This is a genomic window from Algoriphagus sp. (genome assembly GCF_029254265.1).
Lineage (GTDB): Bacteria > Bacteroidota > Bacteroidia > Cytophagales > Cyclobacteriaceae > Algoriphagus.
Genome location: NZ_JAQWXX010000007.1, coordinates 26469 through 44393, shown reverse-complemented (window position 1 = coordinate 44393; position 17925 = coordinate 26469). Strand labels below are relative to the sequence as shown.

At 39.6% G+C, this 17925-nt stretch carries 17 protein-coding genes; 8 read left to right on the top strand and 9 right to left on the bottom strand.

Going from position 1 to position 17925, the window contains the following annotated elements; genetic code table 11:
* Window positions 1-82: 82 nt before the first annotated feature.
* The 3 genes from ribH (at window position 83) to P8O16_RS00620 (ending at window position 2380) form a co-directional block, all read left to right on the top strand.
* Window positions 83-559 carry a 6,7-dimethyl-8-ribityllumazine synthase gene (gene ribH, locus P8O16_RS00630; RefSeq protein WP_300309793.1) on the top strand — a complete coding sequence of 159 codons (477 nt, stop codon included), beginning with the start codon at window positions 83-85 and terminating at the stop codon, window positions 557-559.
* A 34-nt stretch (window positions 560-593) separates the two neighbouring features.
* Window positions 594-1919, top strand: coding sequence for an aspartate kinase (locus P8O16_RS00625; RefSeq protein ID WP_300309791.1), 1326 nt, complete (start codon window positions 594-596; stop codon window positions 1917-1919).
* A gap of 119 nt (window positions 1920-2038) precedes the next feature.
* Window positions 2039-2380, top strand: a complete 342-nt coding sequence (locus tag P8O16_RS00620) for a DUF6787 family protein (protein ID WP_300309789.1) — start codon at window positions 2039-2041, stop codon at window positions 2378-2380.
* Between the two features lie 151 nt (window positions 2381-2531).
* On the opposite strand, the gene recG is transcribed toward P8O16_RS00620, so the two are convergent.
* Together recG and P8O16_RS00610 are read right to left on the bottom strand one after the other, a co-directional pair.
* Window positions 2532-4625 carry an ATP-dependent DNA helicase RecG gene (gene recG, locus P8O16_RS00615; RefSeq protein WP_300309787.1) on the bottom strand — a complete coding sequence of 698 codons (2094 nt, stop codon included), beginning with the start codon at window positions 4623-4625 and terminating at the stop codon, window positions 2532-2534.
* Between the two features lie 71 nt (window positions 4626-4696).
* Window positions 4697-5773 (bottom strand): aminoglycoside phosphotransferase family protein, encoded by a 1077-nt coding sequence (locus tag P8O16_RS00610; RefSeq protein WP_300309785.1) that lies wholly within the window; start codon window positions 5771-5773, stop codon window positions 4697-4699.
* A 256-nt stretch (window positions 5774-6029) separates the two neighbouring features.
* On the opposite strand from P8O16_RS00610, the gene P8O16_RS00605 reads away from it, so the two are divergent.
* Window positions 6030-7805: a sodium:solute symporter family protein gene (locus P8O16_RS00605; RefSeq protein ID WP_300309784.1), complete on the top strand. Its 1776-nt coding sequence runs from the start codon at window positions 6030-6032 to the stop codon at window positions 7803-7805.
* Here the strand turns inward: P8O16_RS00605 and P8O16_RS00600 are convergent.
* Window positions 7802-8377, bottom strand: coding sequence for a gliding motility lipoprotein GldD (locus P8O16_RS00600; RefSeq protein WP_300309782.1), 576 nt, complete (start codon window positions 8375-8377; stop codon window positions 7802-7804). The two genes, P8O16_RS00605 and P8O16_RS00600, sit on opposite strands and share 4 nt — an antisense overlap.
* A gap of 175 nt (window positions 8378-8552) precedes the next feature.
* On the opposite strand from P8O16_RS00600, the gene P8O16_RS00595 reads away from it, so the two are divergent.
* Window positions 8553-8984, top strand: a complete 432-nt coding sequence (locus tag P8O16_RS00595) for a DinB family protein (protein ID WP_300309780.1) — start codon at window positions 8553-8555, stop codon at window positions 8982-8984.
* Window positions 8985-9044: 60 nt separating this feature from the next.
* On the opposite strand, the gene P8O16_RS00590 is transcribed toward P8O16_RS00595, so the two are convergent.
* From P8O16_RS00590 to P8O16_RS00580, 3 genes are all read right to left on the bottom strand, one after another.
* Window positions 9045-9647: a nitroreductase gene (locus tag P8O16_RS00590; RefSeq protein WP_300309779.1), complete on the bottom strand. Its 603-nt coding sequence runs from the start codon at window positions 9645-9647 to the stop codon at window positions 9045-9047.
* 70 nt (window positions 9648-9717) lie between these two features.
* Window positions 9718-11229 (bottom strand): peptidase S10, encoded by a 1512-nt coding sequence (locus tag P8O16_RS00585; protein ID WP_300309777.1) that lies wholly within the window; start codon window positions 11227-11229, stop codon window positions 9718-9720.
* 54 nt (window positions 11230-11283) lie between these two features.
* Window positions 11284-11976 (bottom strand): DNA alkylation repair protein, encoded by a 693-nt coding sequence (locus P8O16_RS00580; protein ID WP_300309775.1) that lies wholly within the window; start codon window positions 11974-11976, stop codon window positions 11284-11286.
* 338 nt (window positions 11977-12314) lie between these two features.
* Here P8O16_RS00580 and P8O16_RS00575 point away from each other — a divergent pair, with 338 nt between their 5' ends.
* The 3 genes from P8O16_RS00575 to P8O16_RS00565 all read left to right on the top strand — a co-directional run bounded on the left by P8O16_RS00575 (window position 12315) and on the right by P8O16_RS00565 (window position 15291).
* On the top strand, window positions 12315-14285 hold the full coding sequence (locus P8O16_RS00575; RefSeq protein WP_300309773.1) for a sensor histidine kinase: 1971 nt from the start codon (window positions 12315-12317) through the stop codon (window positions 14283-14285).
* Window positions 14278-14913, top strand: coding sequence for a response regulator transcription factor (locus P8O16_RS00570; protein ID WP_300309771.1), 636 nt, complete (start codon window positions 14278-14280; stop codon window positions 14911-14913). The genes P8O16_RS00575 and P8O16_RS00570 overlap by 8 nt, the downstream gene beginning before the upstream one ends.
* Before the next feature lie 99 nt (window positions 14914-15012).
* On the top strand, window positions 15013-15291 hold the full coding sequence (locus P8O16_RS00565; RefSeq protein ID WP_300309769.1) for a hypothetical protein: 279 nt from the start codon (window positions 15013-15015) through the stop codon (window positions 15289-15291).
* Window positions 15292-15308: 17 nt separating this feature from the next.
* Here the strand turns inward: P8O16_RS00565 and P8O16_RS00560 are convergent, their stop codons facing one another.
* The 3 genes from P8O16_RS00560 to P8O16_RS00550 form a co-directional block, all read right to left on the bottom strand.
* Window positions 15309-16166: a nucleoside phosphorylase gene (locus P8O16_RS00560; RefSeq protein ID WP_300309767.1), complete on the bottom strand. Its 858-nt coding sequence runs from the start codon at window positions 16164-16166 to the stop codon at window positions 15309-15311.
* A gap of 6 nt (window positions 16167-16172) precedes the next feature.
* Window positions 16173-17144 carry a rhodanese-related sulfurtransferase gene (locus tag P8O16_RS00555; protein ID WP_300309764.1) on the bottom strand — a complete coding sequence of 324 codons (972 nt, stop codon included), beginning with the start codon at window positions 17142-17144 and terminating at the stop codon, window positions 16173-16175.
* Between the two features lie 128 nt (window positions 17145-17272).
* Entirely contained in the window at window positions 17273-17908 is a 636-nt protein-coding gene (locus tag P8O16_RS00550; protein WP_300309762.1) for a NeuD/PglB/VioB family sugar acetyltransferase, read from the bottom strand.
* Window positions 17909-17925 lie beyond the last annotated feature (17 nt).

Below are 17925 nucleotides of genomic sequence, written 5' to 3'. Positions count from 1 at the left end.
TGTATTAATAATCTTAATACTTGATTCTTCGAGCTTAGCTCTAAAATCTTATATCTAAAATCTAACATCTAATATTCTCTCTATGGCCACTACACTAAAAAGTCTCAGCGAACATTCCTCCAAAAATATTCAGGACATCAGCGACAAAACCTTCGGAATCATAGTCTCTGAATGGAATGAAGAGGTTACGGAGGCTTTATTTTCAGGAGCTTACCAAACCTTGCTTCAGAACGGTGCTAAAAAGAAAAACATTATTCGAAAGAATGTCCCGGGATCATTTGAGCTTTCTCTTGCCGCACAGTGGTTGGCTAAAGAAGAATCAATCGATGCAGTTATTTGCTTAGGTTGTGTGATTCAGGGAGAGACCAAACATTTTGATTTCATCTGTGATGCGGTCGCACATGGCATTACCAACGTCAGCTTGAAATATAACAAGCCGGTAATTTTCGGAGTCTTAACCCCAAATACGCAGCAGCAAGCACTTGACCGCGCAGGAGGAAAGCATGGCAATAAAGGTGATGAAGCAGCTATTACGGCGATCAAAATGCTGGGATTCTAAAAAAACAAACCTACACACTCAACCTATTTATTGTATGAAAATCATGAAATTCGGAGGGACCTCTGTGGGCCGACCGGAAAGAATGCATCAGGTCAAAGACCTAATCACCAGAGGTGATGAGCCAAAGATTGTGGTGCTTTCAGCACTATCAGGCACCACCAATGCCCTTGTTGGAATAGGTGAGGCGCTGGCTGCAGCTGATAGAAGCTTGGCAAAATTGAGAATCGAAGAGTTGCACAGTCATTATCTAGCTTTTTATCCAGAACTCTTAAAAACAACCGAAGCCAGAGAAAAGGCCGAGGCCATCATTCAGGAACACTTTGAATTCTTGAATATTCTCTTGAAAATCTCCTTCAACGAGGCGATCAACCGGGATATTTTGGCACAAGGCGAACTGCTTTCCACCAAATTATTCCAAACACTTTTAGAGGAATTGAATATTCCATCTGTTTTCTTGGTCGCTTTGGACTTCATGAGTATTGATGAGAATTCAGAGCCGGAATTGAGTAAAATAGCGGAAAAACTGACTGCCATCCTCGCGCAACATCCTGGAGAAAGAATCTTTGTAACACAAGGATACATTTGCAAAAACCATCGAAATGAAGTGGATAACCTCAAGCGAGGAGGTTCTGACTATACTGCTTCTCTTATCGCAGCGGCTATTCAAGCTACCGCTTGCGAGATCTGGACAGATATCGATGGCATGCACAACAACGACCCTAGAGTCGTGGATCGCACTCGACCAATCGCCGAAATGTCTTTTGATGAGGCGGCAGAGTTGGCCTACTTCGGAGCAAAAATTCTTCACCCGGCTTCTATTTGGCCAGCACAACAGTTCAATGTTCCGGTGAAATTGCTCAATACCATGGAGCCGGAAGCGCATGGAACTTTGATCAAGGAGAAAGTGGAGACCACCGGGGTAAAAGCAATTGCTGCTAAAGACGGAATCACTGCTATTAAAATTAAATCGACTCGGATGCTTTTGGCATATGGTTTCCTCCGAAAGGTTTTTGAAATTTTCGAAAAGTATAAAACGCCTATCGATATGATTACAACTTCTGAAGTGGCCGTATCGGTAACGATTGATGATTTGAGCCATTTGAGTCAAATTCTGGAAGAGCTGAACCAATTTGGAACAGTGGAAGTAGACCAAAATCAGACGATTATTTGTATCGTAGGAAATTTGGTCTCGGAAACCAAAGGTGTCTTAAAGTCAGTGATGGATGCGCTTCTTCCATATCCTGTTCGGATGGTTTCCTATGGTGGAAGCCGACATAACGTATCCGTTCTTTTGGATTCAACTTACAAAAAAGCTGCACTTCAAAGTTTGAATGAAGGGGTTTTCAGCTGGGAGAATTAGAGAATAGAGATTAAAAGATAAGAGATTAAGAGAATCGGAGTCAAACCGGTTACTGTAATTGAAGAGCCGGATTTTGGTCCGGCTCTTTTATTAAATGGGATTTGGGTTACTTTTGTCAAATGGAAAAAGATAGCCCTAAGCAGGGATTTCTTCAGCGATTACAGACCAAGTGGAAACTGGATAGCCTTTTTCAGGTAGTAATGGTCTTGGTCGTTTTCGCCTGTACTGGATTCACTATTTTATTTATCAAAAATCCCATCCTAAACTTCTTTGGAGTGGAGCGGGGTGGTGGTCAAGGGTTTCTTAATACCCTTTTGTACTTGCTTTTGGTGCTACCACTCTACCAAATCTTTCTGCTGATTTATGGTTTTATCTTCGGTCAGTTCCGTTTTTTCTGGGAAAAAGAAAAGCAGATTTTTAGAAGGATTGGAAAACTTTTTTCAAAAAAAACCAATAACTGAATTGATTGCTTGAGTGCTGATTGCTTGAATATTTACGATTTCAGATTTACGAATTACGACATCAAACCTTATTTCGAGCATTTTCTATAAGGCTAACCTTTGAAAAGAAGGATTGAGGAACACATCAATCTAGTAAATCTAAAATCGTAATTCAACTGATCCTACTCCAGTTCACCGCATGTTTTTTCTGCTGACGAATCTGGCGAAGAATGGGTGCATTTTCAGGTTGGCTCAAATCGGGATCATTTGCCAAAACCTGCTGAGCAGCATCTCTTGCCAAAGTCAAAATCGGGGCATCCTTACTCAAGTCAGCAATCAACAAATCCGTAATCCCACTTTGTTGGGTCCCCATCAAATCGCCTGGCCCTCGAAGCCTAAGATCCACGTCCGCTATCTCAAAACCGTCATTGGTTCGCACCATTGTATCCAGCCGAACTCGTGAATCTTTGGATAACTCATATTTGCTCATCAGCACGCAGTAGCTCTGCTCCGCTCCTCTACCCACTCTCCCTCGAAGCTGGTGCAACTGAGATAATCCAAATCGCTCTGCATTCTCGATGATCATTACCGATGCATTTGGCACATTAACACCTACCTCGATTACGGTCGTCGCCACCATGATTTTGGTCTCGCCTTTGACGAATCGCTGCATCTCATAGTCTTTCGCATCGGCCTTCATACTCCCATTGACTATACTTATCGGATAATTAGGAAAAGCTCTTGAAATACTTTCAAACCCATCCATTACATTTTTCAAATCCAATGTCTCAGACTCTTCAATCAGTGGATAGACAATATAAACTTGCCTTCCTTTTTTGATTTCCTCATTAATAAATCCAAATACCTTCAGGCGATCCTTGTCATAGCGGTGGACAGTTTGAATGGGTTTTCTGCCCGCTGGAAGCTCATCGATCACAGACACATCCAAGTCGCCATAAAGCGTCATCGCTAGTGTCCTTGGAATTGGCGTGGCGGTCATCACCAAGACATGCGGGATAAAAGCTTCATTCTTCGCCCAAAGTTTAGCACGCTGCGCTACACCAAATCGGTGCTGCTCATCGACAATTGCCAAACCAAGATTTTTAAACTGAACAATATCTTCCAACAGCGCATGAGTTCCAATCAGAATCTTGAGTTCACCGGAAAGTAATTCTTCATGAATCACTCGACGTTGTGCTTTTTTCGATGAACCAGTCAGCAAAGCGATCTTGATCCCCATCATGTCGGCATATTCTTTCAACCCTTCATAATGCTGATTTGCCAAAATCTCGGTGGGAGCCATCAAACAAGTCTGAGCTCCAGAACTGATCGCAATCAACGCACAAATAAAGGCCACCATGGTCTTACCAGATCCCACATCGCCTTGAATCAAGCGATTCATCTGCTTGCCTGATTTCATATCCAAGAAAGATTCCCGGATCACACGCTTTTGCGCATTGGTCAGTTCAAAGGGAATGTGATTATTGTAAAACTCCGTCAGCAACTCAGTGCTTCCCAAGATCTGTCCACGATACTTTTCTGTCCGAGTGACCTTCATTTTAAGAAGCCGCAGCTGCAGGTAAAAAAACTCTTCAAATTTCAGCCGCTTTCTAGCCCTTTGAAGCAAATTAGGTTCTGAGGGAAAATGAATTTGTTTGATTGATTCTTGCCTTCCGATCAATTGATATTGCTCTCGAATCGAGTCAGGAATTGTCTCTTGAATATGCGGCAAACTTCCCTGAACAAGTCCCTCCATGATTTTGGAAATCCCTCGGGAATCCAAAAATCTATTTCGGAGTTTCTCCGTGGTGGAATAAACCGGTTGGAAATTATTTCGCTGCTCATTCGCTGCCGTGACCGGCTCCATTTCTGGATGGGCAATACTCCATTTTCTTCCGAAAAGTGCCGGTTTCCCCAAGAAAATATAAACAGCTCCAATTGGTAGTTTTTTCTGAACCCATTGAATCCCTTTGAACCAAGTCAATTCCATTTCGCCTGTCTCATCTGCTACATGGGCTACTAATCGATTTTTGTTCCCCATGGAGACCAGTTCGACTTTCTTGATCTTGGCAATGATTTGGACGTTTTCCAAGTCTGCTGAGAGTTCCCGGATTTTCCAAAACTTAGTCCGATCCTCATAGCGAAAAGGATAATGTTGCAGTAACTCCCCGTAGGTGAAGATATTCAACTCTTTATTGATCAGTGCCGCTTTCTGCGGACCGACACCTTTGAGAAATTCTATTTTGGTATCAAAAAAACCAGCCAAGGAGATTTGTTTTGGAGAATAAGCAAATTAAACCCAGTCTGGACAATAGGCAATAGAAATGACCTGAATTGTCATGAATCAATTTGAATTCCGGTGATTTCAGAAAACACCTTTTTTATTTCACCTCGATTATCCTGAAGACTTTGTAGCAAGATCATTTGATTCTTAGCCCGGTGTAAATTCTGTTCTTGGTAATCAACATTATAATAAACATTGCCCTCCAAATGGTCTGTGAAAAAACGAACCCCCATCAAACAAGTCATCACTTCACCTCCAATCAATAGGGATTTAGCCTCTTTTTCGCTTATCAAATCAGCGACTCCAGCCCAATAGCCTTCCAGAAGTTTTTCTAAAACCGGAAGTACTACTTTTTGATTCTCCCAATTTTGGCTCGTTTCTTCCTCCGCACTGGCAACGGTCCTGACTAAATCCCCAAAGTCATAGAGCAAATAGCCTGGCATGATCGTATCGAGATCAATCACCGCAGCCACTTTTGTTAAGTCGGTAGAAAAAATAAGATTGTTGATCTTGGTGTCATTGTGTGTTAGACGCATCGAGATTTCTGAAGTGATTTGAAGATATTCCTCCACCAACTCTTTCTGATTGAGGTAAAAATCCAAAATCTGCTTTTCTTCAGGACTCGGGTTTTTGACTGATTTTGCCACTTCTTCCAATCTCTGAAATCGAAGATCGAGTCGGTGAAAGTTTGGAATGGTTTCCTCAAACTGATTCAACGAAAATGAATCCGGCCATTTGGAAAAAATGGCATAAGCTTCTGCAGCCTTTTTTGCCTGACTTAGATCATTGATCTGTTGCAAAGTTATTCCCTCCACAAAGTCAAACAATCGGTAAAGTTTTCCTTGAAATTCTACCATTCCTGAACCTTTTCGATTTAGGATTGGTAAGGGGATTTGGAAAGGCAGTTGAGTCAAATCACCTGATTTATTTAATAAGGAAAGGTTTTTTTCGATTCGATCCGGATGCTTAAATACATTTGAATTGAAGCCTTGCAGGATAAATTTCCCTTTTCCAATCTCGATAAAAAATGTCTGGTGAATTAGACCGGCTCCAAACTTTTGGAAGCTAAGCGCTTCAAATTCCTCAAAGGGATATTGGCTAAGTAACTCAATAATGTCCTGTCGATTCATGGCCAAAACTACTGAGATTTTTAAAAATGGTAGAAATTAAATCCGGGATTATTAAAGAACAAATATTCGAAGCAGTCAACGTTTTTTATAGATTTAAAGAAAACAAAGTACTAGAATCAGATTAAATAGGCACAAATACTACAAGAATGTGGGCAGGCCAGTACTTTTTCACAAAGTTTTTAGAATTTATTAAATAAGTTAAAAGACAATTAGCTATTTTTTTGTTAATTGAAACACCAAAATAAACCCCCAACCTATGAATGTTACCGGAATTGACTGGGCGATAATTGCAGCCTTCTTTGTCATCTCCCTGCTGATCGGAGTTTTCACTTCTAAAAAGGCAGGAACATCTGCAAAAGAGTTTTTCTTGTCAGGCAGAAACATGCCTTGGTGGTTACTGGGGGTTTCGATGGTTGCCACCACGTTCTCAGCGGATACACCGAACTTGGTCACGGATATTGTTAGGAAAAACGGAGTAGCTGGTAACTGGGCCTGGTGGGCCTTTCTATTAACTGGAATGCTAACGGTCTTTGTGTATGCTAAGCTTTGGAGAAGATCTGAGGTAACCACTGATCTGGAGTTCTATGAACTTCGCTATTCGGGAAAAGGTGCTGCTTTTCTGAGAGCATTCCGGGCAATTTACTTAGGAGTATTCTTTAATGTTGTGATTATGGCGACAGTTTCACTCGCTGCAATCAAAATTGGAGGCGTAATGCTCGGCCTGAGTCCCGTTCAAACTTTACTAATCGCCTCTATTGTCACAGTAGTGTACAGTTCACTTGGTGGTCTGAAAGGCGTTTTATTGACCGACTTCTTTCAGTTCTTTATCGCAATGATCGGAGCTTTTGGCGCAGCCTATTACATTCTTGATCTTCCAGAAATTGGCTCGCTAAACAATCTATTGACGCATGAGAATGTAGCAGGAAAACTCGATTTCCTTCCAGATTTCTCAGATCCAAATGCCTACATTCCTTTATTTTTAATGCCAATCGCAATTCAGTGGTGGGCAACTTGGTATCCTGGGGCTGAGCCAGGAGGTGGTGGATACATCGCTCAGCGAATGCTTTCAGCTAAGGATGAAAAGAATGCCATCGGAGCCACTTTGTTTTTCAATATCGCACATTATGCTTTAAGACCTTGGCCATGGATTTTGATTGCTTTGGCTTCTTTAATTGTATTTCCTCAGGTTTCTGATATCTCAGCTGCATTTCCAAATATCCCTGTTGATAAACTTGGGGATGATTTAGCTTATTCGGCAATGCTAACGTTCCTCCCAACTGGATTGATAGGGATCGTATTAGCTTCCTTAATTGCAGCTGTGATGTCCACACTTTCAACTCACTTGAATTGGGGATCTTCCTATATAGTAAATGATTTTTACCTGAGATTCTTGAAGCCAGAAGCTTCGGACAAAGAGTTGGTTGCGGTTGGCAGAATCTCGACTGTGGGACTGATGGCGCTATCGGCAGTTCTTGCTTTGGCACTTTCCAGTGCTTTGGATGCTTTTAATATTTTACTTCAAATCGGAGCGGGAACAGGCTTGATCTTTATCCTGAGATGGTTTTGGTGGAGAATCAACGCATACACTGAGATTTCAGCTATGGCTATTTCCTTTGTCGTCGCTATTTTCTTTGAAGTAATTAATCCTAAAGTAAATTGGATTTTGATCCCGGAAAATCAAGCTTATCTCAAGCTGATTTATAGTGTAAGTATCACAACGGTTGGGTGGCTATTGGTTACGTTCATCACTCAACCTGAAAAGGATGAAGTATTATTGAGCTTTTATCGAAAAGTGACCCCAGCAGCCTTTGGTTGGAAAAAAGTATTGGATCGCTATCCAAATGAAAAACAGACGATCGGTCAACTTCCAAAAGAAATTGGATTGATGATGGTAGGTTCAGCGATGGTTTATGCAGCATTATTTTCCACAGGATTCTTTCTATATGGAAATATGCTTGGAGGAAGTATCGCTGGAGCAATTGCGCTTGTAGGAGGTATCCTAATTATCCGCTCTTGGAAAAACCTGAATTAATCTAAAAACTTGACAGAATTCATCAGGTGGGCCATGTCCACTTTGATGTATTCTATCACAGGAGCAAGCGAATCATTTTTCATTGCAGTATTAAAATAAAGTGCGCCCCTCAAAAAATGATGAGTTGAGTCTGTTACAAAAAACTGGAACTGCGTAGGTACTTCACCCTCAAGTTCTGCGACTACTCCAGAATATCCTTGCGGAGTGACTAAAATGGCCTCTTCGATCCCATAAGCCTTCTTTTGATGCTTTGCCGTTAATCTAAAAGCATCTTCAGAAAGCATTTTGAAATTGACATTTTTACCATCGATTTTTTTATAGGTCAAATGAACTTTCGCTCCAAAATCGACATAATTCAAATTGATCCAAGTGTCTTCATTCAGGTTAAATGAGTCTTTCTCCACTTGCGAAGATTCTGAGTATTCTAAAGAGTAAGGGTAACCCTCCCCAAGTTTAACAAATTGATGTAGGGGTAAATCAATTCGATTATACCCTGGTGGTTTTGGCAAATAATTTTGGTCGCAGGAAGCAAACAAAAGGATGCACAAAGCCAAGGAAAAAGATCTTCTCATGATTTAAAATTAGACAATCGATTTGATTTCAATTGAGATTAATGGATTTTTAACATCTAACAAACCCCAACAAGCAATGAAAAGACTAGTCAAAATTATTTCAGGTAGTATTTTATTGGGTATTTACTTTTTAGTAAGTACCCAAGTAATGGCTTAAACTTCTAAGGAAGAATTTATGAGCAAGTGGAAAAACAGCAAACAGTTTACACTTGATGTTTTGGATAAAATGCCAGATTCGGGTATGGATTATAAAACCGATCCTGCTGCCATGTCCTTCAAAGAGCAAATCCATCACATTGGATCTGCAATTGTAGGAATTTCTCAGGGCTATTTAATGGGCGGACAGCCTGACTTCAGCATTGATGTGGAAACTGCCACTAAAGCAGAATTAGCTTCCTATGTCGCAAAATGCTATGATTACGGAACAAAGGCGATGGCTGCTGTGACTCCAGAACAAGGAAAAGAGATACAAGATGTCTTTGGAAATCAGGCTTCAAGAAACCAGGTGATGGCACTTTTAATGGATCACAGCACTCATCATAGAGGAGCTGCGATTGCTTATTTAAGGTCCAATGGTGTAGAGCCACCAGCATTTGTCGGTTTCTAAATCCTTAATTACACAAAAAAAAGCGACGATTAATCGTCGCTTTTTTTATCAGAAGTTGAATTACTCTCTAATCCAAGCCACTTTTTCATCCAAGGAGTCTCTTTTGCCTTCCGGCCAATTTTCGGTAGCTGGTTTGGCAACATAGAAGAATCCCATGAGGATATCTTCACCTTCCAACCCAAAATCTTCCCTTGCTTCTGGCCAGAATGTCGGCCCACCAGTTCCCCAATAGGCTGCAAGTCCATGAGCAGAAGCTGTCAAATACATATTTTGCACCGCCATTGCTGTGGCTGAAATCTCTTCCATCAAAGGAATTCCTTCTGATCTCTTCATCAAAATCGCAATCACATGCGATGCTTTCTGAGGGTTATCCAAAAATTTCTGATAAGTACCTTCCAAAAATGGAGTCCCGTTTTTCTCAGCACGCATCTTATACATCTCCGCTTGATATTTACCAAATGTCTTTAAGCCTTCACCGGTATAGACAATGAATTGCCATGGTTGGGTAAGCTTATGAGTCGGTGCCCATCGTGCATTTTCTAGCATTTCGGCTATGATTGAATCATCTACAGGGTCATTTTCCTTAAACTGAGCAACGAACATAGACCTCCGTCCGCGTATGATTTTATTAACTTCTTCGATATTGAAATCGGGTTTTTGCATGATTTTTAAATTTTATTCTTTAATACAAATCGGATTTTGAACTTTTAAAGTTCATTGATTCTGAAACTATTTACTTGATCAAATTTGAAAGAAAATCTCGAATATCATTTGATAAGGCATCAAAATCCCCTTGGCGATTATACATCATATGACCAGCTTCGTAATATTTCATTGAAATCCGGTCTTGAGGAAAATCATGTCTGGCAAAAGTAAATTCCGAATCAAAAAATGGCGTAATCAGATCGTAATAGCCATTTGCCACCATAACCTTCATTGCTGTATTCCGATGCATCGCCTCACTCAAAGATCTGGCTGTACTCACATAGCTTGGTTCCCAATACGCACCATCCGGTACAGGCTTCCAATTCCAAGAACCTCCCATTCCTTCAGCAGATCCTAAATACGGTTCGTCAAGTTCTACTTTGAGGTCTTTTCGTAAATAATTCTGGAAAACTGCAGTATAAGCTGCATCCGTCATATAACTACTTGCATCACCAAGCACAGGTCCTTCAGCGGATTTATCTGTTTCAGTAGCAAAATATCTTCCATCCAAAGTTCCAATAGCTTTCCCCTGATCACGAAGCAATTCCTTCTTGAAGCGATGCATCAAGATCTGATTATTTGATTGAAGAATATAGTTTTTATCCAGCCCTGTGAAATAGGCTAATTTTTCGGCAATTGCTTCTTTTTGAGCGATCGTCTGTTTTTCACCCAAAAATAAAGCTTCTAAATATTCACCATATGCGAACGCTCTCGCCTCTTGTACAAATTCCTCCAAACTCTTATCCAATCCAGCTTTGCCATGGAACTGAGCAGTGACTGCCATAGAGGGAAGATAGGTAAAGAAGGAGGTAAGGTTATCCGGCCAAGAAGATGATCCTGCATAATCAAGGGCTTGAGAAATCAGCACTATCCCATTCAAGGCCATAGTTTGTCCGCCACCTTCTAAGACCTCAGCAATTTTTGCAGCCCGAGTGGTACCAAAACTTTCCCCGGCAATAAATTTGGGAGCTTGCCATCTTCCATGTTTGGTCACCCAAATTCTAATAAACTGTGAAATAGATTCTGCATCCTCATTCAAACCCCAAAAATCCTTGTTTTCTCCAACTCCAATCGCCTTTGAAAAGCCTGTCCCTATAGGATCAATAAAGACCAAATCCGTGATATCCAACAGCGCTTGAGGATTATCCACAAAACGATACGGAGCTGCTCCGTCATCAATTCCTGGGTCATCCCCTGTCTTTACTACTTTGGGACCAAAAAACCCCATATGAAGCCAAACTGATGCCGAACCGGGACCACCATTAAATATGAAGAGTACTGGGCGATTCGTCTCGTCCATTCCATCCCTCAAGTAAGAAGTACTCCAAAGCGAGCCAATCACTTCACCCTTACTATTCTTGAGGTGGGTTTCGCCGACCACAGATTTATAGGAGAGCTTAACTCCTCCGAAAGTACCCGTGTGGCTCTGCTCATAGCTTCTAGGAGCCGTGATTTCCGATTTTTCAACCTGTTTCTCTTCCTGAGAAAAGGCGATTTGACTAATTAAAAAAATTGATAATGAGAGTAAGACTCGTTTCATAGGAGTAACATTTTATTAAGAAAATGAAGATACTGATTTTATTTAGGGAGAAAACTAGAATCCTTCTCCCTTCAATATTTGGAGCCGTAGTGTTTGATCAAACTTCTCAATCGAATAGCGAAGCGCTGTTCGAGGCATAATTTTGGAATATTTCCGAAGGAATTCAAGTTCAACTTCTTGATTCATTTTCCCGATCTCTCGCAACATCCAACCTACTGCTTTATGAATCAAATCATGTGGATGGTTTATTAAAATTTCTGCAAGGTTTAGTGCATCCCCAAATTCGCCTCGTTTGATCCAATAGAGGGAAGAGATCATTGCAATCCGCTGCTTCCAAAGATTCCCGGATTTTGCTAAATCATAAAAGAGCATCTTGTCTCTTCGAAAATAAAAGCGCCCAAGAATGGGATGACAAGTGGTATCAACCAAATCCCAGTTGTTGATAAACTCCATATGATTCAGATAAAAATCCACAAATTCCTGTTGAGATTCCTCAGATTTTGCTTTTTGATACCGATAAACTAACATTAACAAAGCAGTCAATCGGACTTCGTGATATGGATCTCGAAGCAATTCAGTTATTTCTCCCAGCGTGATTTCTGTATAGCAAGACTTTGCAATTTTTCGCTGCTCAGGTACGACCACCCCCAGAAACTTATCTCCTTCCCCATACTCCCCTGGCATAGTCTTAAAAAAATCGCGGAAAGAAAGCTGCTTTCTCAGGAATTCCTTTTTCTTGTAGTGCAAGTTTGATTTGAGTACACAATTCGGTCATTCCTAAAAATAAAAAAGCCTGATCATTCGAAAGAATAAATCTTTATAACCCGACCAAATAAACTCCATTAATCATGTTTTAACATTATTAGTCACATTGTTTTTTTGAATAAATTGAACCGCCCACTCTTCAAAGTCTAAAAGCGTGAATCAGGAGAAAGGACTTAAAATCAACTCTTCCTGACTGATATTTATTCAGAAACCCTATACCGAATACCCTTGTTTTAAATGAAAAAACTGATATTATGCTTTTTAAATAAATGATTTTCAAGCATTATTCGATAATTCACCTCTTTAATCACCCCTCGTTTTTGAAACTCTTATTCCTTTTAATCACCATTCTGGGACTAACCTTTCAAAAGGTAAGCAGTCAAGATATTCCCAAAAACTCTCTGGAAAGCCTTATTTCAGACTATCATAAACTAGATGAGTCAGACAGTCTTTCAGGTGTTTTACTAAGAAAAATCATTGCGGAAAGTGAAAAAGAAAAAGAGTATGATACGCTTGCAAAGTATGGAGTCCGTTTTTTTAAAAATCGAGCTCCTGGACTAGGAGATCAGAATGAAGAATTAGAAATCCTTCAAAAAATTACCACTTACGATTCTTTGATAAAAAGCAACGGCCTCAAAGGGACAGTTCATCTAAAATATGCAGGTGCTTTATTTAATTTCCAGAGATATCCAGAGGCCATTCGTGAATACACCATTGCAAGCGAAACATTCCCTCCGTCTGATTCATTGTTAATTGCTGATAGTTTCTTGTTTCGCGCGCAGGCTGAAGAGAGTATAGGCAATCTTATTGCTTCCATGAATGATTATCAAAAAGCTAGAAACATTTACCAATCCCTTGGAAATGAACAATATGAACACTTCGCCCTATCAGGAATTGCAATTCTCTTTAGCAAGTTTAGTATCTATGATGAGGCTGAAAAAATTAGAAATGAATTAAGGGATTATTATCAAAAAACAGGCTCACCGATAGATAAGGCTATCCAAACCTATAATCAAGCGAAAGATTATGAAAAATTAGGATTGGACTCAAAGAAAAAAGAAGCCTTGTTGTCTATAAATAGTCAATTGCCTTTTGAAGAACCATATCCATACTTAGAAACTCTTTTAAAACTCAAGCTTGCAATCATTTTTGCTGAAGAGGGAAACCTGAAAGAACAAAAACATTTTTTCACTCAAGCAGAGGAATTGATACTAGAGTATCAGCCGATCGAAGCAGATAATCTTATTTATTTGTACGCAAAGTATTGGAATAAGCTAAACTCCGGAGACGATTTTGGTGCTTTAGATCTAGCCAAACAAATGCTTGCTAAAGCAAAAGAGACGAATGAAATGGACCATTATTTCTATGCTTATCAGGTTCTTGGAAATTCCTATGAAAGAGTCGGTGATTTTAAAAATGCTTTAAAATATCAAAAGGATCTGAAGGCTTTTCAGGATTCCTTATTTATAGCGAATAGGGCTACAACTTTTTCATATTATCAGACCCTTTACGAAACAGAGAAAAAAGAATCGGAAATTTCTAAAAAGACAGCTCAAATAGAAGAAATCAATCGGTTCAACAGAACCAGAATCCGAATATTTGTTTCGGTAATTATCGCAATGCTTGTAATAGGAGTTTTACTTTTCTTATGGAAAAACTTACAAGCCACAAGAAAAAAAGCAGAACTACAATCCAAATTTTCTCAGGAACTTCTTAAAAATCAGGAAGAGGAAAGACTCCGCATTTCAAAAGACTTACATGATGGACTGGGACAAAGTTTACTTCTAATAAAAAATAAGGTTCGTTTAAATCAAGATTTGCCCACTGGTGAATTATTAGACACTGCAATCAATGAACTTCGGGCTATAGCACGGTCTTTGCACCCTATGCAACTGGAAAAACTTGGACTGGCCAAAGCGATTAAATATTTGCTGGACCAAGTGGATAGAGAAACAGCGATTTTTGTAAGCTCAGAAATTGAAGATTTGGGAGGAACTTTAGAAAAATCCAAGGAACTTCAAATTTATAGAATCTTCCAAGAATCATTAAACAATATCTTGAAACATGCGGAAGCCTCAGCAATTCAAGTAAGTTTGGTCAAATTGAAAAACAAGGTCGTAATGACAATTTCAGATAATGGGAAGGGATTTGATTTTTCTGAAAAATACAACGATTTCCAAAGTCTAGGACTTAAAACATTGAAAGAACGAACCGGAGCAATACAAGGGACTATGAAAGTAAGCAGTGAGAATGGGAAAGGTACAATTCTGAGTTTTTCGGTAAATGTCTGAACAAAACCCAACTATTATAATCGCAGATGATCACCCCATCTTACTCAAGGGACTCAGTGATTTTCTCTCTGATCTAGGATATTTTATTCTGGGAACTGCTACTGATGGCCTTTCCGCCTTAAATCTTATCAAAGAATTTTCCCCAGACCTTGCGATTCTGGATATGGAAATGCCAAAAATGACTGGATTGGAAATCGCTGCAAAATGCCAAAATGAAAATATCCCAACCAAGATTATTCTACTCACTTTTCACAAAGAACTCTATCTCTACCAGCAGGCTAAAGAACTGAATCTTTCAGGATATATCCTGAAAGATTTTGCTTTAGACGACCTATCCACTGCCATTTCAAAAATAATGGAAGGAGGACAGTTTTTCAGTGAGAAAATCTTTGATGAATTGAAGGAGGATGGCATTGATCAAAACGAAAATCCGCTTACACCTTCAGAAATAAAAATTCTCAGGTTAATCGCACAAGGGCTCTCCACCAAAGAAATTGCGGGGAAACTTTTTATTTCAGAACGAACAATTGAGAAACATCGAAGTAATATGATCTCAAAATTAAATCTTGAAAAGAAACACAACTCCCTGTTAATCTGGGCCCAGAAAAACAAAGAAATCATCAATTAATCCTATTTTTTGTTTTTCAAATAAAAAAATACGTAGAAATACGTATTGTCTAATTTTCAAACCTAAGGTAGATTTGATCAATTCTTCTACGGTAAGGAAATGAAAATCACAAGTTCACACGGAAATTTTAAGATCATTCAAACGATAAAAAATCGTGATGAATTATTGGTTTTGGCTTCTTGGTCCAACCTTGTTAAGCAGTTTGGAAGTGAGCGTATTTTCCTGATCAATGAAAAAGATTCTCTTTTCGGAATATATATCTGCAAGCAAGAATGCTCAGATTTTATGTCTAAAATGATTCAAAATATCGATTACCACGAATGGGAGGATTTAAAGATGGATTTTTCAAGTATCCATAATAAAAATCTATCCGCATAAAGTCAAGGGTGATTTTTTCAACAGAAACTTTCAAGCGCTGCCTGGATGAGTATCTCCACGGTTTTTTCAGCCTTTTTATCAAACTCCTGAGTCACTCTATTAGCCACAATAGCATTTAAGCTCAACATATTGTGTCCCAATAATTCCCCAAGACCATAATAACCGGCTGTTTCCATCTCAAAATTGGTAAGTCGATTTCCCTCGCAATTCAAACTTGCCAGCTTATCCATCATGGATTCGATTCTTGGTCTTAATCGGACCTCTCTTCCCTGCGGAGCATAAAATCCCGGAGCAGTTAAGGTAGTTCCGACTAAAAATGAATCTTTCAATCTGCCCAACAACTCTTGAGAGGCATTTGCTTCGTAAGGTGAAAAGCCTAAATCTAGCTCTTTCCTAACGGCATTGGCAAAAGATTGAGAATTTGAAAGTTCTGGGTAAAACTGAAAAAGTGTATCTAAGCCAATCGCCTTTTTGGATGCTAGGATTGAACCAACAGGGATATCTCCCTGCATGGCTCCTGAGGTGCCTAACCGAATAATTTGAAGCTTCTGCTTGGTATCCTTCACTTGGCGCGTTGACAAATCAATATTCACCAAAGCATCCAATTCCGTCATGAGAATCTCGATATTATCCGTTCCCATCCCTGTGCTTAGGACTGATATTCGCTGATTCCCAATGTAGCCGGTATGGGTAATGAATTCTCGTTTGGAAGCCTTGAACTCTATCCGATCAAAATACTTGGAAACCATTCCCACTCGGTCAGGATCACCCACCGTGAAAATAGTTGAGGCCAGATGTTCTGGCCTCAAATGTAAATGATATACTGACCCGTCTGGATTTAAGATCAATTCGGATTCAGGGATTACTTTATTCACGATTAGCTATTTTAAAATTTCTGCTTTATCACTTTTACGATGCAGTCCTTTGTACGGATTGTATCCATTGGTGTTTTTCTGGTAATAACCAGTTCCGTCATACGGTCTCTTTTCCGGATTTTCCTTACATTCCTCGGAGCAAGCGCCTTCCATTTTCCAACCACATTCTTCACAAATCGGCACATGGGCGTTGCATGTTGAATTAGAACAGTTGACCATCCGGTCTGAATTGGTCCCGCAAACATGACAGGTGGAAATAACTTTCGGATTTACTTTATTTACTTCAACCGCAATTCGATTATCAAAGACGTAACATTTTCCTTCAAAGTCCTCTCCACCAGCCTCCATACCGTATTTAATGATACCTCCATGTAATTGGTAAACATCCTCAAAACCTTGTTCCAATAGAAATGCAGAAGCTTTTTCGCATTTGATTCCACCGGTACAATAGGTCAATACCTTCTTATTTTTCAAATGCTCAAGCTCTTTCACCTTCTCAGGAAAATCTCTGAAGTTATCGATATCTAGGGTTATGGCATTCTTAAAATGACCCAACTCATGTTCATAATTAGATCGTACATCCAAAATCACGACATCTTCCTGATCCTTCAAGGCTTTAAATTCCTCGGGCTCCAAGTGCTTACCAGTTTTGACATTGGGATCTAAATGTCTTAAAGAAGAATGAACAATTTCAGGTTTATATCGGACATGGATTTTGGTAAATGCATGCTTATCAAAGCTGTCGATTTTGAATTCTGTCTTCGCAAATCTTGGATCAGCCTGAATGAAGTCCATGTATTTCTGGCAGTCTTCAACGAGTCCTGAAGCAGTCCCATTTAGACCTTCGTCAGAGATGATAATCCGACCACGAATATTGTTTTCTACACAAAATAAATGATGTTCTTCTCGGTATTCTTCCGGATTTTCAATTTTTGCGTAGCAATAATAGAGGAGAATTTGATAGTCTTTATTTTCCATAACTAGCGCCCTGTTTCGGCAGGGTGTTTTTAGAATTTTAGATATATGATTTTAGATCTTAGATTTTCCATCATGAAAACCTTTTATGCTTAGCTCAATTTCGTAAAGCCGAAACCTAACTGGTAATTTTACTTCACTTTTGCCGCAGGATTTCCGAATACAGTCTCGCCGTTTCCAACAGTGGAAATCACCACTGATCCAGCACCTACTCGGGCATTTTTACCAATGGTGACACCAGAAATTATAGTAACACCACTTCCAATAAAAGCGCCTTCTTCGACAGTTACGTCTGCATTAATCACAGACCCTGCTCCTACCTGAACGAAATCCCCAAGCTTGGCATGATGATCAATAATGGCTCCAGAATGCAAAATACAATGGCTTCCAATAGTAGCTGCTGTCCCAATATTGACTTTGGCATTGATAAAGTTGCCATGCCCAATAGTAGCATCAGAAGAAATATAAGCTGTTTGGTGAATCGCATTTACTGGCTGCACTTTTCTGCGATCGTGAAGCATTTCTACCAAGAATTTCCTGTATTTGGTATCATCAACTGCAACAAATGCTTCTGCTTTCTGCCCAATTAACTTGAGGAAACCATCATCTTCTGTATTCCCCAAAACTGAAACTGTATTAATTTCAGTTCCATGGAGTTTTTCATCCTCTTCCAAAAATCCAAATACCACTACATTATTGCTGTTGAAGATCTCTAATGCAGGATGTGCGATTCCTTTCGCTCCAAAGATGATTACTGGTTTTTCCATAATTGCTTTAATTCAGG